This window comes from Streptomyces sp. NPDC111516 (assembly GCF_055635345.1).
The window spans coordinates 363,611-383,163 of the sequence record NZ_JBVKBV010000002.1 but is presented as its reverse complement, the minus strand read 5'-3'; the positions used below and the strand labels follow the sequence as shown (position 1 = coordinate 383,163).

The window sequence follows — 19,553 nt, the reverse complement described above, 5'->3', positions numbered from 1 at the left end:
TCGCATGCTAGTAGAACAATGGAGTTACGGCAAAGCTTTGTCGGCATGCTGGTGCCTGCCAACCGGTCGGCCGGGCCGGGAAGTTCAGGCCAGTTCCAGCGGGAACGCACCCCGATGCCCCGTACCGGCACCCCGGTCCGGGCGGGGTTCGTACTCGCGGCAGCTCCAGACCTCCTGGACGAATCCGGTCCGCCGGTCCCACAGGTCCAGGACGTCGCCCTCACCGGCCGCCCCGCGGTAGGCGTCCTTGGCGCCCCGGAAGCACGCGAGGCCGCCGGATAGGCCGCGGCCGGGGGCCGGGAAGTAGTCGGAGAAGGCGCAGGCGATGCAGGTCTGGAGGCGCACCCTCGGCGGCAGGACGCGCTGGATCGTGGCGAGCGCGGAGGCGAAGTCGCTCTCGGCGCGGTGGGATCCGTACGCGGCCCCACCGAACTGCAGCTCCAGGTGGAGATACGGATCAGGGCGGCGCAACGACAACAGGCAGCTGAGCGTGGCCTGATGGACGGCTCCGTCCCAGAGGACCGGGAGCGGCAGGTCCCACTCCAGGACGCAGTCGCCCAACACGCCGTCCACCAGGGCGAACAGGCCGTCGGCCGGCGGTGTGCCGGCCACCGGGGCGAGACCGTCGAAGCTTTCGCCCTCGAAGTCGATGCCCCTGATCCGGAGGCGGAGTTGCTGTCCATCGGTGGTGAGGATGACGGCGTCGGAACCCTGTCGGTCCCGGTACCACCCTGCCCATGACTCATCTGTCATGGGCACGGACTGTAGCCCGTGCCCATGACAGTCGCTCTGCCGCCCTCCTTTTCGCCTCACGAGCCTTGTGACCTCGCCACCTTGCCCCGTTGCGCTGCCTTCGTTCTCTCTGCCCGGTTCCTCTTCCTCCGCTCTTCCTGCTCCGTTGCCCTTGCCCCTTTCCCGTTCCCCGTGCTCGGCTGCTCTTCCGCCGTTCCCTTCCTCCACCCCCTTCACCGTTCTCGGCTCCGGGCTCTCGCCCCCCTTCTCCGCGCCCCTCCGATCCCGCTGCCGCCGCTACCGCTCCCTCCCCTCCTGGCTCAGTGCGTCCGGCGGGTGACGAACTCCGCCAGGGTCAGGAGGTCGCCTGCCGGGGCCAGGTCGGGGACCGCCCGGGACAGGTGGTGGACGGCGCGTGCCATCCGGTCCGCCGCGCAGACCTGTGCCCAGTCCCGGCCGCCGGACCGGTCGACGGCATCGGCGGCGCGGCTCACCTCGCCGGGGGTGTTCATGGCTCCCCGGTAGAGCGCGGCGAGTTCGGCCGCCGCCGGGGTGCCGGAGGTCAGTGCGGCGACCACGGGCAGGGACTTCTTGTGGGCGACGAGATCCGCCCCGACCGGCTTCCCGGTCTGTGCCGGATCCCCCCAGATACCGATCAGATCGTCGATGAGCTGGAAGGCGAGGCCCGCCTCCCGGCCGAATCCGTCCATCGCGCCGACCGTCCGCTCCCCCGCGCCGGCGTACAGCGCTCCCAGCGCGCAGGCGCAGCCGAGCAGGGCGCCCGTCTTGGCGGTGGCCATGGTCAGGCACTCGTCGAGCGAGACCTCGGCCGGATCGCGGTCCTCGAAGGCGCAGTCCGCCTGCTGGCCCGCGCAGAGCTCGATGACACAGGTCGAGAGCCGTGCCGAAGCGCGGGCCGAGGCCGGGCCGGTGTCCTCGGTCAGCAGTCGCTGGGCGAGGGCGAGCATGGCGTCGCCGGCGATGACCGCGTCCGGGATGCCGAAGACCGCCCAGGCCGTGGGCCGGTGCCGACGGGTCCGGTCCTCGTCGATGACGTCGTCGTGCAGCAGGGTGAAATTGTGGACCAGCTCCACAGCCGCGGCCGCCCGTACCGCCCGTTGCGGGTCGCCGCCCAGCGCGCGGGCGGCGGCGAGGACGAGGGCGGGCCTGATCGCCTTGCCCGCCTGGCCCGACGACGGGGTGCCGTCGGCCTGCTGCCAGCCGAAGTGGTACATCGCGACGCGGCGGATCGATCCAGGCAAGGAGTCGACGGCGGCGCGCAGTTCGGGATCGACGAGGGTCCGGGTCTGTTCCAGGAGGGCCGGGGCCTCATTGCCCTGGGTCGCGAGGGCGGCCGGGTCGTCGTCACCCGGGGCCCGGGGTGTCGGTGATTGGAGTGCGTGGTGGGTCTTCACTGGGGCGTCCTCCCGATGCCGCCCCGGGCAGGGCTGCCCGGCGGCGGAGGTTGACTGGGGGCCCGGACCCTGCCGTCCGGGCCCCCGAGCGGCTACCGCCAGCGGCTGACCTCGACGTTTTCCAGTACGCCGAGGGCGTCCGGTACGAGGATGGCCGCGGAGTAGTAGGCCGTCACCAGGTAGGAGATGATCGCTTGTTCGTCGATGCCCATGAAGCGGACCGACAGGCTGGGCTCGATCTCGTCGGGGATGCCGGTCTGCTGGAGCCCGATGACGCCTTGCTCGGCCTCACCCGTCCTCATGCAGATGATCGATGTGGTCCGGGCGTCGGTGACCGGGATCTTGTTGGACGGGAAGATCGGTACGCCCCGCCAGGCCGGCACATGGTGTCCCCCGACGTCCACGCTCTCCGGAACCAGACCGCGCCTGTTGCATTCGCGGCCGAACGCGGCGATGGCCCGCGGGTGGGCGAGGAAGAGCTTGGAGCCACGGCGGCGGGAGAGCAGTTCGTCCATGTCGTCGGGGCTGGGCACCCCGTCGTGCGGCTGGATGCGCTGCCCGTAGTCGCAGTTGTTGAGCAGGCCGAACTCCCGGTTGTTGATCAGCTCGTGCTCCTGGCGCTCGCGCAGCGCCTCGACCGTGAGCCGCAACTGCTGCTCGGTCTGGTTCATCGGCTGGTTGTAGAGGTCGGCGACCCTGCTGTGGACCTTCAGCACGGTCTGGGCGACGCTCAGTTCGTACTCGCGCGGCGCCGCCTCGTAGTCGACGTATGTGTGCGGGACGACGGCTTCGCCGACATGACCGGCGGAGAGGTCGATCTCCGCCTCGCCGTACTTGTTGGTGCGTTGCTGCGGGACACTGAGCAGCCCGGCGAGATGGGTGCGGAGCGAATCCGCGCGCTCGGCAAGGTTCAGAACATCGGCCCGGCGCAGCGTCAGCACCGTACAGGCGGTGACGGCCCGGGCCGTGTACTCCCAGACGGCGTCGCCGTCGATCAGGGCGTGGTCGCCGAAGTAGGCCCCGTCGGCGTGGACCCCGAGCACCGTCTCGTCCCCGTACGGACCGGTGCCGACCTTCGCGACCTTGCCGTGTGCCAGCAGGAAGACGCGGTCCGCCGCGTCCCCGGAGTCGGCCAGCACCTGGCCGGCGGCGATGTCGCGCTGCTCACACCGGCGGGCCAGCTCACCGAGCACCTCCTCGTCGCCGAACTCCCGCAGGGCGGGAAGCTCTCCGAGCTCGGCAGGGATGACCGAGACCCGGTCGCCGGTCTGCACGAAAGTCACCCGGCCGTCCCCCACCGAGTAGCTCAGCCTGCGGTTCACCCGGTATGTGCCGCCCTGCACCTGCACCCATGGCAGCATCTTCAGCAGCCACCGTGAGGTGATCTCCTGCATCTGCGGAGCGGACTTGGTGGTCGTCGCGAGGTTCCGCGCCGCCGCCGTGCCCAGACTCTGCTGCGGCGGCACCGGCGCGTTCTGAACCTCTTCACCAACGGACATCTGACGTCCTCTCGATCATCGGCTGACCTGCACGAAGAAGCTTTTCAGCACGGAGAGTGGGCACGCCATTACACAAAAGAGTGTGACTATTCGGGCTTTGGGCTGGGCACGACGCTCAGCAATGCCCGCCCGGCGCCAGCGGGCGCCGTTAATTTGCATCCCCGATGCAAATTATCTAGCGTGACCGTCATGCGGCTGACGAGATTCACCGACGTGGCGCTGCGCGTACTGATGCGCCTCGCCGTCGTGGAGAACGAGGACCCGCCGACCACCCGGGAGGTGGCGGCGACCATGCAGGTGCCGTACACCCACGCCGCGAAGGTCGTCGCCAGGCTCCAGCATCTCGGCCTCGTCGAGGCACGCCGGGGCCGCGGCGGCGGGCTCAGTCTCACCGGGGCGGGCCGGTCCGCCTCGATCGGCGGACTCGTCCGGGAGCTGGAGGGGCCCGGCGACGTCGTCGACTGCGAGGGCACCACCCCCTGCCCCCTGCGCTCGGCCTGCCGGCTGCGCGGCGCCCTGCGCCAGGCGGAGGAGGCCTTCTACGCCTCGCTCGATCCGATCACCGTCGCCGGACTCGTCACTTCCCCCACCGGACCGTTGCTGATCGGCATCACCAGGGGCCGCCCGGCCGCCGACTGAGTCGAGACGCAACCACCGCACACCCCCACCCACACCGCGTCCACGCCCGCACCACGGGCGCCACCGCACTGTTTCCCCCTGCCCAAAAATACGAATCTCACATACCAATTCAAGGAACAGGAGTCACCGATGCTCTCCGAGTCGTCGACCGCCACCGTCCGTGCCACCCTCCCCGCCGTGGGAGCGGCCATCGGAGACATCGCCGATCTCTTCTACCGCAAGCTCTTCGACGCCCACCCCGAGCTGCTGCGCGACCTCTTCAACCGCGGCAACCAGGCGTCCGGCGCCCAGCGTCAGGCCCTGGCGGGCTCCATCGCAGCCTTCGCGACCCAGCTGGTCGAGCACCCGGACACACGGCCCGACGTGATGCTCGGCCGGATCGCCCACAAGCACGCCTCGCTCGGCGTCACCGCCGCGCAGTACGACATCGTGCACACCCATCTGTTCGCCGCCATCGCCGAGGTGCTCGGCGACGCGGTCACCCCGGATGTCGCCGCCGCCTGGGACGAGGTCTACTGGCTGATGGCGGGTGCCCTGATCTCGATCGAGGAGCGACTGTACGCACAGCAGGGCGTCGTCGCCGGCGATGTGTGGCGCGAGTGGGAGGTGACCGCCCGGATCGAGGAGACAGCCGATGTCGCCACCTTCCAGCTCCGCCCGGCCGACGGCGCCCCGGCCCCCGACTTCCGCCCCGGTCAGTACGTCTCCGTACAGGTGGAACTCCCCGACGGGGCCCGCCAGATACGCCAGTACAGCCTCTCCAGCGCCCCCGGCTCGCCGCTGCGCTCGATCACCGTCAAGCGGGTGCACGGCGGTGGCTCGCCCGACGGCGAGGTCTCCCGTCACCTGCACACCGAGGTCGCGGCGGGTGACCGGCTGCGGGTCTCCGCCCCGTACGGCGATCTCGTGCTCCACTCCGCGGACGCCCCGCTCCTGCTCGCCTCCGCGGGCATCGGCTGCACCCCGATGCTCTCGATGCTGGAACACCTCGCGGCGACCGGACACCGCGCCCCGGTCACCGTCGTGCACGGCGACCGCTCCCCCGCCGACCACGCGATGCGCACCGACCACGCCCAGCTCACCGGCAAGCTCCCCGACGCCACCGCCCACTTCTGGTACGAGGACCCGGAGCCCGGCCACCCCGCCGACCGCACCGGACGGGTCGACCTGAGCGGCCTCACGGTCGCCCCCGGCACCCACGCCTACCTCTGTGGTCCGCTGCCCTTCATGCGTGCCGTACGCACCCAACTGCTGGCCCAGGGCGTCCCCGCAGCCGACATCCACTACGAGGTGTTCGGCCCCGACCTGTGGCTCGCCCAGGACTGAGCGTCGCCATCCGGTCGGCCACGGCAGGGCCGACCCCGCCGGGCTCGGCGACGACGACATACTGCGCGCCGTCGTCGCCGAGAAACGCCTCCCGTCCGACAACGAGGCCGATCCCGACGGGAGCAGACACTTCTACGGCTTCGAGTGCGAAAATCTCGGCGACGGCGAGGAGCCCTGGCCCGCCGCCCGGCTCGAAGCCGTCGAGGCCGCCGCCGCGATCTGCCGCCACCACGGCTGGACCTCCCGCTCGCGCCGTCATCCGCACCTCCCCGCAGCACGGCACGCCACCGCACGGCGACAATTGCGGCATGCCCCCTTCCGAAGCGCTCGACCTCTCCCGCCTGCAGCCGGCCCTCCCCTCGCCCCTGCAACCGGTCGAGGACGACCGCTTCGCGCGCCACGGCGTACGGCTGCTGCTCAAGCGCGACGATCTGATCCACCCCGATCTTCCGGGCAACAAGTGGCGCAAACTCTCCCCCAACCTTCGGGCCGCCGCCGGGCGCACCGTGCTGACCTTCGGCGGCGCGTACTCCAACCATCTGCGGGCCACCGCAGCCGCCGGCCGGCTGCTCGGGTTCCCCACCGTCGGGGTCGTGCGCGGTGACGAACTGGCCGACCGCCCCCTCAATCCCTCGCTCGCCCGATGCGCCGCCGACGGGATGACCCTGCGTTTCGTGGACCGCACGACGTACCGCGCGAAGGCCGATCCAGAGGTCCTGGCGGGGCTGCTGAGCGCCTTCGGGGAGTGCTGCGTCATCCCGGAGGGCGGAAGCAACACCCTGGCCGCACAGGGCTGTACGGAGCTCGGCCACGAACTGCGCGGCCGCGCCGATGTGGTGGCGGTGGCCTGCGGCACCGGGGGCACACTCGCCGGTCTCGCCGCCGGTCTCGCACCCGGGCAGCGTGCCCTCGGCATCCCGGTGCTGCGCGGCGACTTCCTCGGCGACGCGGTACGGGAACTGCAGCACGAGGCGTTCGGCGGACCGGCCGGCTCGTGGTCCCTGGACGAGCGCTTCCACTTCGGCGGTTACGCCCGTACGACCCCGCAGCTGCACGCGTTCGCGGACGACTTCGAGCAGCGGCACGGGCTGCCCGTCGAGCGGCTCTACGTCGCCAAGCTGCTCTACGCGCTCACCGCTCTGGCCGAGGAGGGCGCGTTCCCTGCGGGAACCACGGTCGCGGCCGTCATCACGGGCCGGCCGTAGTCACCCCCTCATGAGCACGTGCGCTGAACCGAAGACACATCCCTAAGAGGAGCTCACAAAATGGGAGTCCGATCAGCTCGCGGCGTCTGGTGCGTGCGATCGCAAGGCGCTGGAAGGTCCTTGGATGGGGTCTCCCCTGCTCTTCAAGAGCTTGGGGAAGGAGCTACTAGGGCGTTTCGGCAACGCAGCGAGCGTGCGTGCCAGGCGTCGCGAGCCGGACGCCCATTTTGTGAGCTCCTCTAAGGCGCGTTCGACTCCTCCCGGTAGGCCGCCGCCTCCTCCAGGTCGAGCCGTCTGAGCAGGGTGCGAAGCATCTCGTCGTCGATCTGCCGCTCGTCCCGCAGCCGCACGAAGACCTCGCGCTCGGCTGCGATCATTTCGCCGGCCAGGCGCCGGTACGTGTCGTCCGCCGACTCCCCGGTCACCGGATTGGGCGCGCCCAGCCGCTCCCACACGGCGTTGCGGCGGCGCTCCAGGACGGTGCGGAGCCGGTCGGTGAGCGGTCCCGGCAGAGAGTTGCGCCGATCGGTGAGCAGCTCCTCCAGGCGCGTCTCCGCGGCCGTGGACGCCTCGCTCTGCGCCTGCGCCTCGGCCAGCGTCTCCGCCGTCGCGTCGCGCCCCGGAAGCTTCAGGACGCGCACCAGCAGCGGCAGGCTGAGCCCCTGGACGACGAGAGTGCCGATGACGGTGGTGAAGGTCAGGAACAGCACCAGGTTGCGGGCCGGGAAGGCGTGCCCGTCGGCCGTGACGAACGGGATGGAGAAGGCGATGGCGAGCGAGACGACCCCGCGCATGCCGGCCCAGCCGACGATCAGCGGCGCCTTCCAGTTCGTCCCCGGCTCGCGCTTCCTGATCCGTTGCGACAGCCACCGGGGCAGGTACGTCGCCGGATAGACCCAGATGAAGCGGACCACGACGACGGCGAGGAACACGGCCACCGCGTACCAGAGAGCGTCCGCCACCGCGTACGTCCCGAGCCCCTTCAGTACGAAGGGCAGCTGGAGTCCGATCAGCGCGAAAACCGCGGACTCCAGGATGAACGCGACCATCTTCCAGACGGCCGCCTCCTGGAGCCGGGTCGCGAAGTCGACCTGCCAGGACCGGTGGCCCAGATAGAGCGCGACGACGACTACGGCGAGCACCCCGGATGCGTGCACGCGTTCGGCCGCCGCGTACGCCACGAAGGGGATGAGCAGCGACAGCGTGTTCTGCAGCAGGGCTTCCTTGAGGTGCGTACGGAGCCAGTGCAGCGGCACCATCAGTGCCAGGCCGACCACGACACCGCCGACCGCGGCGAGGAGGAATTCGCCGATCCCGGCGCCCCAGCTCATGCCCTCGCCGACGGCGGCGGCGAGCGCCACCTTGTAGGCGGTGATCGCGGTGGCGTCGTTCACCAGGGACTCGCCCTGCAGGATCGTCGTGACGCGGCCGGGCAGCCCGACCCGGCGGGCGATCGCGGCAGCCGTGACCGCGTCGGGCGGGGCGATGACCGCGCCCAGCACCAGCGCTGCCGTGAGCGGCAGGCCGGGCACGAGGCGGTACGCCAGCCACCCGACCGCAACGGTCGCGAACAGGACGTAGCCGACGGAGAGCAGCGCGACCGGCCGGACATTGGCCCGCAGATCGAGGTACGAGCTGTCGACGGCCGCCGTGTACAGCAACGGCGGCAGCACCAGCGGCAGCACGACGTGCGCGTTCAGGGTGTACGTCGGCACCCCGGGCAGATACGAGGCGATCAGCCCCGCCGCGACCAGCAGCAGGGGGGCCGGTACGGGGGTGCGGCGGGCGACCCCCGCCACAGCCGCACTGGCAGCGACCAGTGCCACCAGCGGCAATGCGTCCATTTCACGGTCCTCGCATCCGTCGTAATCTGGCAATCATGAGTGATTGCCCGCACGTGTCCGAACTGCCGCACCCCGAACCGGCCCCGCTCAGCGAGACCTGTCTCGGATGCCTCGAAGCGGGCACCCACCCGGTGCAGCTACGACTCTGTCTGCTCTGCGGCCATGTCGGGTGCTGCGATTCGTCGCCACTGCAGCACGCCACCACGCACTTCAAGGAGACCGGTCATCCGGTGATGCGGAGCTTCGAACCGGGTGAAAGCTGGCGCTGGTGCTTCGAAGACGGTTCGATCGTCTGACGTCTGGGTACGTCAAACCGGCGCCGGTTGTTCGTAATTGACCGCCGCAGACCCCTACCCACCGTGTGTGCTCATAGACTTACCATGAGTGACAGTCATGGGTTGGGGCCCGGCGACACGGCATCATGGATCGCGATAGCGTCGCCGGGCCAGAACCGAAGACGTACCGCATGGCTCCGGGGCGCCCTTCCCGGAACCTCGAAAGAGTTTGTGCCACCTTGGAGGTGAGGGTGTCCCAGATCGCAGGCGAGCCCGGGAATCAGGACTTCGTAGAGGTCCGGCTGCCCGCTGCGGGTGCCTACCTGTCGGTGCTGCGTACGGCCACGGCCGGTCTCGCAGCGCGCTTGGACTTCACTCTCGACGAGATCGAGGATCTTCGCATCGCGGTCGACGAGGCCTGCGCGATCCTGCTTCAGCAGGCCGTGCCGGGCTCCGTACTCAGCTGCGTCTTCCGGCTCGTCGAGGATTCTCTCGAGGTGACGGTGTCGGCGCCGACGACGGACGGCCGGGCGCCGGAGCGCGACACCTTTGCCTGGACGGTGCTCTCCGCACTGGCCGGAAAGGTCGACTCCTCGGTGGCCGACGACCGTACGGTCAGCATCAGTCTGTACAAACAGCGCGGCGCGGGACCCGGGCCGGCGTGAGCAACGGGAACGGGGACGGTCCTGTGCGGGACGAGACGATGCGACCAGGGGTGGTGCGCGCAGCAGGCATCCCGGAGCAGCAGGCCCTGCCCCATCCGGAGGACGGGGCGGACGGGCCTGCGGGCCGTACGATCGCGGTGGAGCAGTCGCAGGCGGAGCGGGCAGGCCAGATGAGCGAGCACGGGCACCACGATCCACACGACCGCAGCGGGGCGCGGGCGCTGTTCATCGAACTGCGCGAGCTTCCCGACGGGTCGGCCGAGAAGGCGGAGCTGCGCAATCAGCTGGTGCGGATGCATCTGCCGCTCGTGGAGCATCTGGCCCGCCGGTTCCGCAACCGCGGCGAGCCGCTGGACGATCTGACCCAGGTCGCGACGATCGGCCTGATCAAGTCGGTCGACCGGTTCGACCCGGACCGCGGCGTCGAGTTCTCCACGTACGCGACGCCCACGGTCGTCGGCGAGATCAAGCGCCACTTCCGCGACAAGGGCTGGGCGGTCCGGGTGCCGCGCCGGCTCCAGGAGCTGCGGCTCTCGCTCACCACGGCGACCGCCGAGCTCTCCCAGCAGCACGGTCGCTCGCCGACGGTGCACGAACTGGCGGAGCGGCTGGGCATCTCCGAGGAAGAGGTCCTGGAGGGCCTGGAATCGGCCAATGCGTACAGCACGCTCTCGTTGGACGTGCCGGACACGGACGACGAGTCCCCGGCGGTCGCGGACACGCTTGGCTCCGAGGACGAGGCGCTGGAGGGCGTCGAGTACCGGGAGTCGCTCAAGCCGCTGCTGGAGGACCTGCCCCCGCGCGAGAAGCGGATTCTGCTGCTGCGCTTCTTCGGCAACATGACCCAGTCGCAGATCGCGCAGGAGGTCGGCATCTCGCAGATGCACGTCTCGCGGCTGCTGGCCCGCACACTGGCGCAGCTACGTGAACGGCTGCTCGTCGAGGAGTAGCGCGAAGGGCCGATGCGGGCGCGCGGGAGAACGGGAGCGTCGACGCTCGTGCGGCCCGCGTGCCCCCGGGCGGTCGGCGGCGTCTGAGGGCCGCCTCGTCCGACAGGCTCTCAGGCGTCCGGTGTGGTGCCGCCGGACGTGGCCTCCGACGAGGTGCCGGGGCGGCGGATGCCGAGTGCCTCGATCGTCGTCGGCCTGACCAGCTGGTAGAGCGCCGTCAGGACAATCGCGGCAAGGACGATCCCGGCCGGGATCAGCGCACCGTGTGACCTCAGCAGCGTCCAGGCCACCGGGAGCGCGATGATCTGCGTGATGAGCGCGGGGCCGCGGCTCCAGCTGCGCCGCCGCAGCAGGCCACGCGCGGCGATCAGCGGGATCAGGCCGAGCGCGATCAGCGTGAGGCCGCCCATCTCCGCCTGCTGCGGGCTTTCGGGATGACCGAGCAGCCCCATGACCAGCATGTAGATCCCGCCGAGGACGAGCGCCGCCCCCTCCAGGGCGGTGAGTCCGGCCACGAGCGTGATCCTGCTCCGCTTCGCCGGTTCGACCGACGGCAAAGGCGACGACGAGGAGGAGGGCGTGTTCTGCTGTGTACTCACCCTTGCAGGTTGGCATCCCGGCGCCGCGGAAGCGAAGCCGGGGTGGGAACGTACCCGGGTCGTCACCGAGCGTGAAGGTCATGGGGCGAGACTTCAGAGCGATACCGCGCGGTAGGTAGTCTGGCCGTCATGCGCGCACTCCTTGTGGTCAATCCAGCTGCTACCACCACCAGTGCGCGGACGCGTGACGTGCTCATCCACGCGCTGGCCAGCGAGATGAAGCTGGAGGCCGTGACCACGGAGTACCGGGGCCATGCCCGGGACCTGGGGCGGCAGGCCGCGGACTCCGCCGAGATCGACCTGGTGGTCGCCCTCGGCGGCGACGGCACGGTCAACGAGGTGGTCAACGGTCTGCTCCACAACGGCCCCGACCTGGACAACCTGCCGAGCCTCGCAGTGGTTCCCGGCGGCTCCACCAATGTCTTCGCACGCGCCCTGGGCCTGCCCAACGACGCCGTGGAGGCGACCGGCGCGATCCTGGACGCGCTCGCCAACCGCACCGAACGCACGGTCGGCCTCGGGCTGGCCGCCGGCACCCCCGGCACGGAGGACGAGTCGGTACCCGAGCGCTGGTTCACCTTCTGCGCCGGGCTCGGATTCGACGCGGGCGTGGTCGGCCGGGTCGAACAGCAGCGCGAACGCGGCAAGCGCTCGACACACGGGCTGTACGTACGCCAGGTGGTCCGGCAATTCCTGGAGGAGCCGCACCGGCGGCACGGGCTGATGACACTGGAGACGCCCGGACAGGAACCGGTCACGGACCTCGCCCTGTCCATAATCTCCAACACGGCCCCGTGGACCTACCTGGGGAATCGCCCCGTGTACGCGTCACCGAGGGCCACCTTCGACACCGGCCTGGACGTGCTCGGGCTGAAGCGGCTGTCCACTTCGGCGGTCGCCCGCTACGGCACCCAGCTGCTGACTTCGACCCCCGACAAGGGCCCGCGCGGCAAGCATGCCGTTTCACTTCATGACCTCACGGACTTCACCTTGCATTCAAAGGCGCCACTGCCCTTCCAGATGGACGGCGACCACCTGGGAGTGCGTACCAGCGTGACGTTCACAGGCGTACGCCGTGCACTGCGTGTGATTGTGTGAGTAGAAGAGACCAAAGTCCTTTAACTCGAACGTTTGGGCTGGACTCCACCCCATAGAAGTACGGCTGTGACCTAGTCGACACCGAGGAATCAAAAAAAACTTTCCAGAAGGGGTTGTATCCGCCGCTGAGGTTTGCGAATCTCTACATGGCGATCGGGACGGCCCGCAACAACAGCCTCCACTGAGAGCCAGAACCCCTCCTCACTTCACAGGACCACAACCAGTTCATCTGGGCGTCGGACCTTCACCTGCGGGGGGATTCGTGAAAGCGTTCACATTCACAAGCAATGATGTAATACCAAGGAGAGGTAGCAGCCATGGACTGGCGTCACAACGCCGTTTGTCGTGAGGAAGACCCCGAGCTGTTCTTCCCCATCGGCAACACCGGTCCTGCGCTGCTGCAGATCGAGGAAGCCAAGGCCGTCTGCCGTCGCTGCCCCGTCATGGAGCAGTGCCTGCAGTGGGCGCTCGAGTCCGGCCAGGACTCCGGCGTCTGGGGTGGCCTCAGTGAGGACGAGCGCCGCGCGATGAAGCGCCGTGCGGCTCGCAACCGGGCGCGTAACGCCAGCGCCTGATCCGACGCCACCGCTACGAGCCTCAGCCAGGCGGCGCGTACAGAGCGTACGCACAACCCCGCCCCCGAGTCGCAGCGCGCAGTACCCCCGAAGCGCATGCATGAACAGTGAGCCCGGACCGTGATCGACGGTCCGGGCTCACTGCTGTGTTCGCGTCGGCCGGTCGACCGGCCGGCGGGGCTATTTCTCGGCGCGGACCGGGATGTCGAGGACGACCTGGGTGCCGCGCTCGGGGGCCGGAACCATCCCGAAGGTCCCGCCCAACTCGCCTTCCACCAGCGTCCTGACGATCTGGAGCCCCAGATTGCCGGCGCGCTGCGGGTCGAAACCCTCGGGCAGACCGCAGCCGTCGTCCTGAACGGTGATCAGCAGCCGCGCCTCGGCAGAGGAACCTCCGCGTACCGCCGACACCTCCACCGTGCCGGACTCGGCGAGCGTGAACGCGTGTTCCAGTGCGTTCTGCAGAACTTCGGTGAGCACCATCGCGAGCGGCGTGGCCACCTCGGCGTCGAGTATGCCGAAGCGGCCCGTACGCCGGCAGGTGACCTTGCCCGGGGAGATCTCGGCGACCATCGCGATGACCCGGTCGGCGATCTCGTCGAACTCCACCCGCTCGTCCAGATTCTGGGACAGCGTCTCATGGACGATGGCGATCGAACCGACCCTCCGTACTGCCTCGTTGAGCGCCTCGCGGCCCTGCGCCGAGTCCATCCGGCGGGCCTGAAGCCGCAACAGGGCCGCGACGGTCTGGAGGTTGTTCTTCACCCGGTGGTGGATCTCCCGGATGGTGGCGTCCTTGGTGATCAACTCCCGCTCGCGGCGACGCAGTTCGGTGACGTCCCGGAGGAGGACCAGGGAACCGATCCGGACCCCCTTGGGCTTGAGCGGGATCGCCCGGAGCTGGATCACCCCGCCCGCGCACTCGACCTCGAACTCGCGGGGCGCGTAACCGCTCGCGAGTTTGACCAGGGCTTCGTCGACCGGGCCGCGGGACGGGGCCAGTTCGGCGGTGATCCCGCCGAGGTGCTGGCCGACCAGGTCGGAGGCGAGGCCGAGGCGGTGGTACGCGGAAAGGCCGTTGGGACTGGCGTACTGGACGATCCCTTCGGCGTCGAGCCTGACCAGTCCGTCGCCGACGCGCGGCGACGCGTCCATGTCGACCTGCTGGCCGGGGAACGGAAAGGTCCCGGCGGCGATCATCTGGGCCAGGTCGGAGGCCGACTGGAGGTAGGTGAGCTCCAGCCGCGACGGCGTGCGTACGGTCAGGAGGTTGGTGTTGCGGGCGATGACGCCGAGGACCCGGCCCTCACGGCGTACGGGGATCGACTCGACGCGTACCGGAACCTCCTCGCGCCACTCCGGGTCGCCCTCGCGCACGATCCGGCCCTCGTCCAGCGCCGCGTCGAGCAGCGGACGGCGGCCGCGCGGCACCAAGTGGCCGACCATGTCGTTCTGATAGGAGGTGGGGCCGGTGTTGGGCCGCATCTGGGCCACGGAGACGTAGCGGGTGCCGTCGCGGGTGGGGACCCACAGCACGAGGTCGGCGAAGGAGAGGTCGGAGAGCAGCTGCCACTCCGAGACCAGCAGATGCAGCCACTCCAGATCGGTGTCACTGAGGGCTGTGTGCTGGCGGACGAGGTCGTTCATGGAGGGCACGTGTGCGAGCGTACCCGCGGATGGGTACGGGTTCCGAACGGAGCGGCCCGGCCGTACGTGCAAGGAGTATGAGCACGGGAAATTGCGGTGCTCCTATGGATGGACACGGGAGAATGGTCTAGTCCACAATGCTCAAGACAGAGCTTCCGCTCTCCCCGCACAGGAGAGTGGATCGAGGTACCCGCGCTCTCTGCCCTGACCGCGCAGGTGCCTCTCCCCGGCCGGGGGCACCGCACACCGCCGGCCGAGCGGACCGTCCGGCGCCCAGGCGGTGGTCGGTCCTACTCCGGGCTGCGGTGCCGAACGGGCCGAGGGTCCCGTCCCGGCGCCGCGGCCCGCGGGTGTTTCCACGGGTCGGGCAGGGCCGAGGCCGGAGTTGCCGGCCAGGGCGTCCCGGAGGTCCGGTTCGACGCCCTGCACAATCCCGGCGACCTCCTCATGGAGCCCGGGCGCGCCCCGGCCGAGGATGCGGCGCAGCGCCGCATCCTGTTCGGGTATCTCGCCGGACATGATCCGTCCCGGCCGCTCGCTTCCGCCGGCAAGAACATGACGGACAGCCACCGCCGGCGGGGCGCGGCCGGGACGGGCAAGGCTGCCATGTCCGCGTTACCTGGTTCTGCTAAATTGGACCGCGATTGGTCTATACCACATGATTGACTCGACTCCTCAGATCGGCAGGCCCCGCGTGGAAGTTGTCATCGTCCCGGACGCCAAGGCAGGCGGCGAACTCATCGCAGAGGCCATCGGCGCACTGCTGAGCCGCAAGCCCGACGCCCTTCTCGGCGTTGCCACCGGCTCTACCCCGCTGCCCATCTACCAGGCGCTGGCGGCCAAGGTCCGCTCCGGCGCCGTGGACGCCTCGCGCGCCCGCATCTGCCAGCTCGACGAGTACGTCGGGCTGCCGGCGGGCCACCCCGAGTCCTACCGCTCCGTGGTGCTGCGCGAGGTCGTCGAACCGCTCGGCCTGACCGAGGCGTCCTTCATGGGCCCCGACGGCTCCGCCGAGGACGTCCTGGCCGCCTGCCAGGCGTACGACAAGGCGCTCGCCGAGGCCGGCGGCGTGGACCTGCAGCTCCTCGGCATCGGCACCGACGGGCACATCGGCTTCAACGAGCCGTGCTCCTCGCTCGCGTCCCGTACCCGGATCAAGACGCTCACCGAGCAGACCCGGATCGACAACGCGCGCTTCTTCGACAACGACATCACGCAGGTGCCGCACCACGTGATCACCCAGGGCATCGGCACCATCCTGGAGTCCCGCCACCCGATCCTGCTCGCCACCGGCGAGGGCAAGGCGGACGCCGTGGCGCAGACGGTGGAGGGGCCGGTGGCCTCGATCGTGCCCGCGTCCGCGCTGCAGCTGCATCCGCACGCGACGGTGGTGGTGGACGAGGCCGCGGCGTCGAAGCTGAGGCTGGCGGACTACTTCCGCGCCACGTATGCGGCGAAGCCGCTGTGGCAGGGGCTGTAGCCGTCCCGGGCGCGGCGAGAGGGCCGGGGCACCCGTGGTGGGTGCCCCGGCCCTCTCGTATGACGTTGCGCGTCGTGCGGACGCGCTTGTCCTCAATCGCCGGACGGGCTTGATTCACCCCGAGCCCCGAGGAGACGTGCCCGGGCGGACACGGTGTCCTCACCCGCCGACGGACTTGAATCGGCGCGGGCCGGGCAGGCGTGATGCGGCCGCTCGTTCCGCATCACGCCTGACGCTCAGGCCCCGCGGGCTTCCGTACCCCTGGCGATGATCTCCGCTGCCGCCAGGCCGCAGACGCGGGCCGCGCCATGGGTGGCGATGTGCAGGGCGCCCCTGGGGGGTGCCTGCGGGACGCCCATTTCGACCACGACCGTGTCGGGGCGCTCCGTCACCAGGGCATCGATGACCCCGGCCATCCAGGCGTGGCGGTGGGCGTCGCGGACGACCACGACGATGCGCCGCTCCCCCGCGGCCCGCAGCACCGCGGCCACGGGTGCCTCGGTCTCACCGCTGTACGTGTCGGTCTCCGTGCCCGGCACCAGTCGGCCCAGCTCCGCCGCGACGCCCCACGGGGTCTCGTTGCCGACCGCGATGTTCGGCGCGGACGTGAACGCGGCGACGTAGGCGGACTCGGTCAGCGGCTCGGCGGAGCCGGTCACCTTCACCGCGCGGCGGGCGGCGACCAGGCCGACGTCACAACCCACTCCGATGCCGGCAGAGGTTCCCTCCGGCGCTGCCGCACCCGGCGCCGAACCGGCCCCCTTGGCCGCCTGCGTCCAGGACGCGAGGGCGCGTACCCGTGCCGCCGCGTCGACCAGCCGCTCCTCGGGCAGTTCGCCGGTCCGTACCGCGGCGACCAGCGCGTCGCGCAGCCGCAGCACGGTGGCCTCGTCCTCCAGCCCGCCGCCGACACAGATCGCGTCGGCGCCCGCGGCGATAGCGAGGACGGAGCCGCGCTCGATGCCGTACGTCGCGGAGATGGCCTGCATCTCCATGCCGTCGGTGACGATCAGGCCGTCGTAGCCCAGCTCCTCGCGCAGCAGACCTGTGAGGATCTGCGGGCTCAGGGTCGCCGGGCGGTCCGGGTCGAGCGCGGGCAGCAGGATGTGCGCGCTCATCACTGATTTGGAACCCGCAGCGACCGCCGCCCGGAAAGGCACCAGCTCACGAGCGTGCAGGGTGTCGAGGTCCACGTCGATGCGGGGCAGCGCATGGTGCGAGTCGACGGCGGTGTCGCCATGACCCGGGAAGTGCTTGGTGCAGGCGGCGACCCCGGCGGCCTGGAGGCCCTCGATGTACGCGGCGGTGTGCCGGGCGACAAGGTGCGGGTCGGTTCCGAAGGATCGTACGCCGATGACCGGGTTGCCCGGGTTCGAGTTGACATCGGCGGACGGCGCCCAGTTGAGGTTGACGCCGCACTCGGCGAGCCGGCGGCCGAGCTCCTGGGCGACCGCACGGGTCACGTCCGGGTCGTCGACGGCGCCGAGGGCGAGGTTGCCGGGGAAGGACGAACCATGACGCGCCTCCAGTCGGGTGACGTCACCACCCTCCTCGTCGATCGCGACGAGCACGTCGTCCCGCTCGGCCCTCAGCTGGGCGGTGAGCGAGGCGAGTTGTTCCGGCGTCTCGATGTTGCGGCCGAACAGGCCGACGGAGGAGAGGCCTTCGCCGACGCGGCGCAGCAGCCAGTCGGGGGCGGTGGTGCCGGTGAAGCCGGGCTGCAGGACCGCGAGGGCGTCGCGGGTGACGGTGTCCGTGGTGGATATCAGGGTGGTCATGGAGGTGCGTTATCCCTTCACGGCGCCGTCGGTGAGGCCGCTGACGGCCTTGCGCTGCAGGTAGATGAAGAGGATGAGAATCGGGATCGCGAAGAGCGACGAAGCGGCCATGGTCGCCCCCCAGTCGTCACCGAACGCGGTCTGGAACTGGGAGAGCCAGAGCGGCAGGGTCTGCGACTCGATGTCCTTGTTGAGGATGAGGACGAGCGGGAATTCGTTCCAGGCGGTGATGAAGCCGAAGAGCGAGGTCGCCATCAGGCCGGGGCCGAGCAGCGGAAGGATCACCTTCATGAAGGCCTGGGGACGGGTGCAGCCGTCGACCATGGCCGACTCCTCCAGTTCCTTGGGCACGGCGGCAACATAGCCGCGCAGCGTCAGGATGGTGAAGGGCAGGACCATCATCATGTAGAAGGCCGTCAGCGGGACCAGGCTGTTCAGCATCTCTGCGTCGCGGACGAGCATGTAGACCGCGATGACCATGACTTCCCAGGGCGCCATCTGCGCGACCATGAAGGTCAGCAGGATGCCTCGCCGGCCCTTGAAGCGCATGCGCGCCATCGCGAAGGACGCCAGCAGCGCGATCACCAGCGAGGCGGCCACGGAGATCAGAGTGACGGTGAACGAGTTGCCGACCAGGGTCCAGAAGTGGTCCGCCCGGACAGCCTTCTTGAAGTGCTCGAAGGTGACGTCGGTCGGGAACCATACCGGGGTGTCGGTGATGATGTCGCCGGTCGGCTTGAACGCCGTGCTGAACATCCAGTAGACCGGGAAGGCGAAGCCTATGAAGAGGACGACAGCCGTCGCGTTGGGCCAGATCCGGCCGAACAGTGAGCGCCTCACAGCTCGTCCTCCTCTTGCTTCAGTACCGTGCGCAGGTAGTAACCGGTCAACGCCAGCAGGACGATGATGGTCAGGAACGAGATGGCGGCGCCCATGCCGAAGTGCTGGTTGCCGACACCTTCCACGAAGGCGTAGACGGGCAGGGTCTCGGTGAGCCGGTCGGGGCCGCCGCCGTTGATCGCGAAGAGCTGGGCGAAGGACTTGAAGACCCAGATGACTTCGAGGAATGTCGTGGCCAGCAGGAACGGCTTCAGGAACGGGAGCGTCACGGAGGTGAAGCTCTTCCAGGTTCCGGCGCCGTCGAGAGAGGCGGCCTCGTACAGCTCCTTGGGAATCGTCGTGGACGCGGCATACAGGTTGATCGCCACGAACGGGATGGACTGCCAGACGATCACCAGAGTGACCAGCGAGAAGGTGGAGAACTGGCTGCTCGTCCAGTTGTAGTCGGCCATGGAGTGCCAGCCGAGACTGTCGAGCACGTAGTTGACGACTCCGAAGCGCTGGGCGAACAGCCACTGGTACACCGTGGTCGCGGCGATGATCGGCATGGCCCACGCAAGGACGAGGCCCAGCATGAGCAGCAGGCGCATCCTCTTGCCGAGGCGGGCGAGCAGCAGGCCGACCAGGGTCCCGAGCAGCATGATCAGGACGACGTTGGCGGCGGTGAAGAAGACCGAACGCTCGACGACCTTCCAGAAGTCCGAACTGCCGAGGACTTCCTTGTAGTTGTCGACACCGTTCCACTCGGTCAGGTGTTGGATCAGCTGGCGCGGGTTGAGGTTCTGGAACGACAGCATGCCGTTCTTGACCAGCGGATAGCCCAGCAGCAGCGCCGTGGCGAGCAGCGCGGGCAGGAGGAGCAGGTACGGGGCCGAGCCCCCGCCCCGCTTCTTTCGCAAAGCGGCTGGGCCGCCGGAAGGCGCGTCATCCTTGCGGACACCGGCTGCCGGGACCGATTCCACTTGTTCGGTCTGCACTGACATGCT

Annotated in this window: 18 protein-coding genes and 1 pseudogene; 10 read left to right on the top strand and 9 right to left on the bottom strand. The window is 69.7% G+C overall.

The window, feature by feature from the left end:
• Positions 1–84: 84 nt before the first annotated feature.
• From ACZ7L9_RS07355 to ACZ7L9_RS07345, 3 genes are all read right to left on the bottom strand, one after another.
• A complete protein-coding gene (locus ACZ7L9_RS07355) occupies positions 85–753 on the bottom strand; it encodes a DUF6304 family protein (RefSeq protein WP_471413320.1) in 669 nt (222 codons plus the stop codon).
• Between the two features lie 299 nt (positions 754–1,052).
• Entirely contained in the window at positions 1,053–2,048 is a 996-nt protein-coding gene (locus tag ACZ7L9_RS07350; RefSeq protein ID WP_471413492.1) for a family 2 encapsulin nanocompartment cargo protein polyprenyl transferase, read from the bottom strand.
• A 191-nt stretch (positions 2,049–2,239) separates the two neighbouring features.
• Positions 2,240–3,646: a family 2B encapsulin nanocompartment shell protein gene (locus ACZ7L9_RS07345; RefSeq protein ID WP_471413318.1), complete on the bottom strand. Its 1,407-nt coding sequence runs from the start codon at positions 3,644–3,646 to the stop codon at positions 2,240–2,242.
• A gap of 189 nt (positions 3,647–3,835) precedes the next feature.
• Between ACZ7L9_RS07345 and ACZ7L9_RS07340 the strand changes: the two genes are divergently transcribed.
• From ACZ7L9_RS07340 to ACZ7L9_RS07325, 4 genes and pseudogenes are all read left to right on the top strand, one after another.
• Positions 3,836–4,285 carry an RrF2 family transcriptional regulator gene (locus ACZ7L9_RS07340; protein ID WP_471413317.1) on the top strand — a complete coding sequence of 150 codons (450 nt, stop codon included), beginning with the start codon at positions 3,836–3,838 and terminating at the stop codon, positions 4,283–4,285.
• A 129-nt stretch (positions 4,286–4,414) separates the two neighbouring features.
• Complete coding sequence (locus ACZ7L9_RS07335; protein WP_471413315.1) at positions 4,415–5,611, top strand: globin domain-containing protein; 1,197 nt, start codon at positions 4,415–4,417, stop codon at positions 5,609–5,611.
• Position 5,612: 1 nt separating this feature from the next.
• Positions 5,613–5,861: pseudogene (locus ACZ7L9_RS07330) on the top strand (N-acetylmuramoyl-L-alanine amidase); the annotation flags it as partial.
• Between the two features lie 58 nt (positions 5,862–5,919).
• Positions 5,920–6,816, top strand: a complete 897-nt coding sequence (locus ACZ7L9_RS07325; RefSeq protein WP_471413313.1) for a 1-aminocyclopropane-1-carboxylate deaminase/D-cysteine desulfhydrase — start codon at positions 5,920–5,922, stop codon at positions 6,814–6,816.
• Between the two features lie 239 nt (positions 6,817–7,055).
• Here the strand turns inward: ACZ7L9_RS07325 and ACZ7L9_RS07320 are convergent, their stop codons facing one another.
• The gene (locus tag ACZ7L9_RS07320) at positions 7,056–8,660 is read right to left on the bottom strand and encodes a Na+/H+ antiporter (protein WP_471413311.1); all 1,605 of its coding nucleotides are present in this window, start codon (positions 8,658–8,660) and stop codon (positions 7,056–7,058) included.
• A 35-nt stretch (positions 8,661–8,695) separates the two neighbouring features.
• Between ACZ7L9_RS07320 and ACZ7L9_RS07315 the strand changes: the two genes are divergently transcribed.
• From ACZ7L9_RS07315 to ACZ7L9_RS07305, 3 genes are all read left to right on the top strand, one after another.
• Complete coding sequence (locus ACZ7L9_RS07315; RefSeq protein ID WP_471413309.1) at positions 8,696–8,956, top strand: UBP-type zinc finger domain-containing protein; 261 nt, start codon at positions 8,696–8,698, stop codon at positions 8,954–8,956.
• Between the two features lie 230 nt (positions 8,957–9,186).
• A complete protein-coding gene (locus ACZ7L9_RS07310) occupies positions 9,187–9,600 on the top strand; it encodes an ATP-binding protein (RefSeq protein ID WP_148839137.1) in 414 nt (137 codons plus the stop codon).
• A complete protein-coding gene (locus ACZ7L9_RS07305) occupies positions 9,597–10,550 on the top strand; it encodes an RNA polymerase sigma factor SigF (protein ID WP_471413307.1) in 954 nt (317 codons plus the stop codon). Before ACZ7L9_RS07310 ends, ACZ7L9_RS07305 begins: the two co-directional genes overlap by 4 nt.
• A 110-nt stretch (positions 10,551–10,660) precedes the next feature.
• Here the strand turns inward: ACZ7L9_RS07305 and ACZ7L9_RS07300 are convergent, their stop codons facing one another.
• A complete protein-coding gene (locus tag ACZ7L9_RS07300; RefSeq protein WP_471413491.1) occupies positions 10,661–11,065 on the bottom strand; it encodes a hypothetical protein in 405 nt (134 codons plus the stop codon).
• Between the two features lie 213 nt (positions 11,066–11,278).
• On the opposite strand from ACZ7L9_RS07300, the gene ACZ7L9_RS07295 reads away from it, so the two are divergent.
• Together ACZ7L9_RS07295 and ACZ7L9_RS07290 are read left to right on the top strand one after the other, a co-directional pair.
• The gene (locus ACZ7L9_RS07295) at positions 11,279–12,247 is read left to right on the top strand and encodes a diacylglycerol/lipid kinase family protein (RefSeq protein ID WP_471413305.1); all 969 of its coding nucleotides are present in this window, start codon (positions 11,279–11,281) and stop codon (positions 12,245–12,247) included.
• 317 nt (positions 12,248–12,564) lie between these two features.
• Positions 12,565–12,822 (top strand): WhiB family transcriptional regulator, encoded by a 258-nt coding sequence (locus ACZ7L9_RS07290; protein WP_003953983.1) that lies wholly within the window; start codon positions 12,565–12,567, stop codon positions 12,820–12,822.
• 180 nt (positions 12,823–13,002) lie between these two features.
• On the opposite strand, the gene ACZ7L9_RS07285 is transcribed toward ACZ7L9_RS07290, so the two are convergent.
• Positions 13,003–14,469 (bottom strand): histidine kinase N-terminal domain-containing protein, encoded by a 1,467-nt coding sequence (locus tag ACZ7L9_RS07285; protein WP_471413490.1) that lies wholly within the window; start codon positions 14,467–14,469, stop codon positions 13,003–13,005.
• 694 nt (positions 14,470–15,163) lie between these two features.
• Between ACZ7L9_RS07285 and nagB the strand changes: the two genes are divergently transcribed.
• Positions 15,164–15,949, top strand: a complete 786-nt coding sequence (gene nagB / locus ACZ7L9_RS07280) for a glucosamine-6-phosphate deaminase (RefSeq protein ID WP_471413488.1) — start codon at positions 15,164–15,166, stop codon at positions 15,947–15,949.
• A 236-nt stretch (positions 15,950–16,185) separates the two neighbouring features.
• On the opposite strand, the gene ACZ7L9_RS07275 is transcribed toward nagB, so the two are convergent.
• The 3 genes from ACZ7L9_RS07275 to ACZ7L9_RS07265 are packed head-to-tail and all read right to left on the bottom strand — an operon-like array spanning position 16,186 to position 19,550.
• Positions 16,186–17,727 carry a glycoside hydrolase family 3 protein gene (locus tag ACZ7L9_RS07275; protein ID WP_471413303.1) on the bottom strand — a complete coding sequence of 514 codons (1,542 nt, stop codon included), beginning with the start codon at positions 17,725–17,727 and terminating at the stop codon, positions 16,186–16,188.
• A gap of 9 nt (positions 17,728–17,736) precedes the next feature.
• Complete coding sequence (locus ACZ7L9_RS07270; protein WP_471413301.1) at positions 17,737–18,567, bottom strand: carbohydrate ABC transporter permease; 831 nt, start codon at positions 18,565–18,567, stop codon at positions 17,737–17,739.
• A complete protein-coding gene (locus tag ACZ7L9_RS07265; protein WP_471413300.1) occupies positions 18,564–19,550 on the bottom strand; it encodes a carbohydrate ABC transporter permease in 987 nt (328 codons plus the stop codon). The genes ACZ7L9_RS07270 and ACZ7L9_RS07265 overlap by 4 nt, the downstream gene beginning before the upstream one ends.
• Positions 19,551–19,553: the final 3 nt, after the last annotated feature.

Coding starts and splice junctions, on each gene's coding strand:
- ACZ7L9_RS07355 (WP_471413320.1), bottom strand. CDS start 753: ATGACAGATGAGTCATGGGCAGGGTGGTACCGGGACCGACAGGGTTCC.
- ACZ7L9_RS07345 (WP_471413318.1), bottom strand. CDS start 3,646: ATGTCCGTTGGTGAAGAGGTTCAGAACGCGCCGGTGCCGCCGCAGCAG.
- ACZ7L9_RS07340 (WP_471413317.1), top strand. CDS start 3,836: ATGCGGCTGACGAGATTCACCGACGTGGCGCTGCGCGTACTGATGCGC.
- ACZ7L9_RS07335 (WP_471413315.1), top strand. CDS start 4,415: ATGCTCTCCGAGTCGTCGACCGCCACCGTCCGTGCCACCCTCCCCGCC.
- ACZ7L9_RS07325 (WP_471413313.1), top strand. CDS start 5,920: ATGCCCCCTTCCGAAGCGCTCGACCTCTCCCGCCTGCAGCCGGCCCTC.
- ACZ7L9_RS07320 (WP_471413311.1), bottom strand. CDS start 8,660: ATGGACGCATTGCCGCTGGTGGCACTGGTCGCTGCCAGTGCGGCTGTG.
- ACZ7L9_RS07315 (WP_471413309.1), top strand. CDS start 8,696: ATGAGTGATTGCCCGCACGTGTCCGAACTGCCGCACCCCGAACCGGCC.
- ACZ7L9_RS07295 (WP_471413305.1), top strand. CDS start 11,279: ATGCGCGCACTCCTTGTGGTCAATCCAGCTGCTACCACCACCAGTGCG.
- ACZ7L9_RS07290 (WP_003953983.1), top strand. CDS start 12,565: ATGGACTGGCGTCACAACGCCGTTTGTCGTGAGGAAGACCCCGAGCTG.
- ACZ7L9_RS07285 (WP_471413490.1), bottom strand. CDS start 14,469: ATGAACGACCTCGTCCGCCAGCACACAGCCCTCAGTGACACCGATCTG.
- ACZ7L9_RS07275 (WP_471413303.1), bottom strand. CDS start 17,727: ATGACCACCCTGATATCCACCACGGACACCGTCACCCGCGACGCCCTC.
- ACZ7L9_RS07265 (WP_471413300.1), bottom strand. CDS start 19,550: ATGTCAGTGCAGACCGAACAAGTGGAATCGGTCCCGGCAGCCGGTGTC.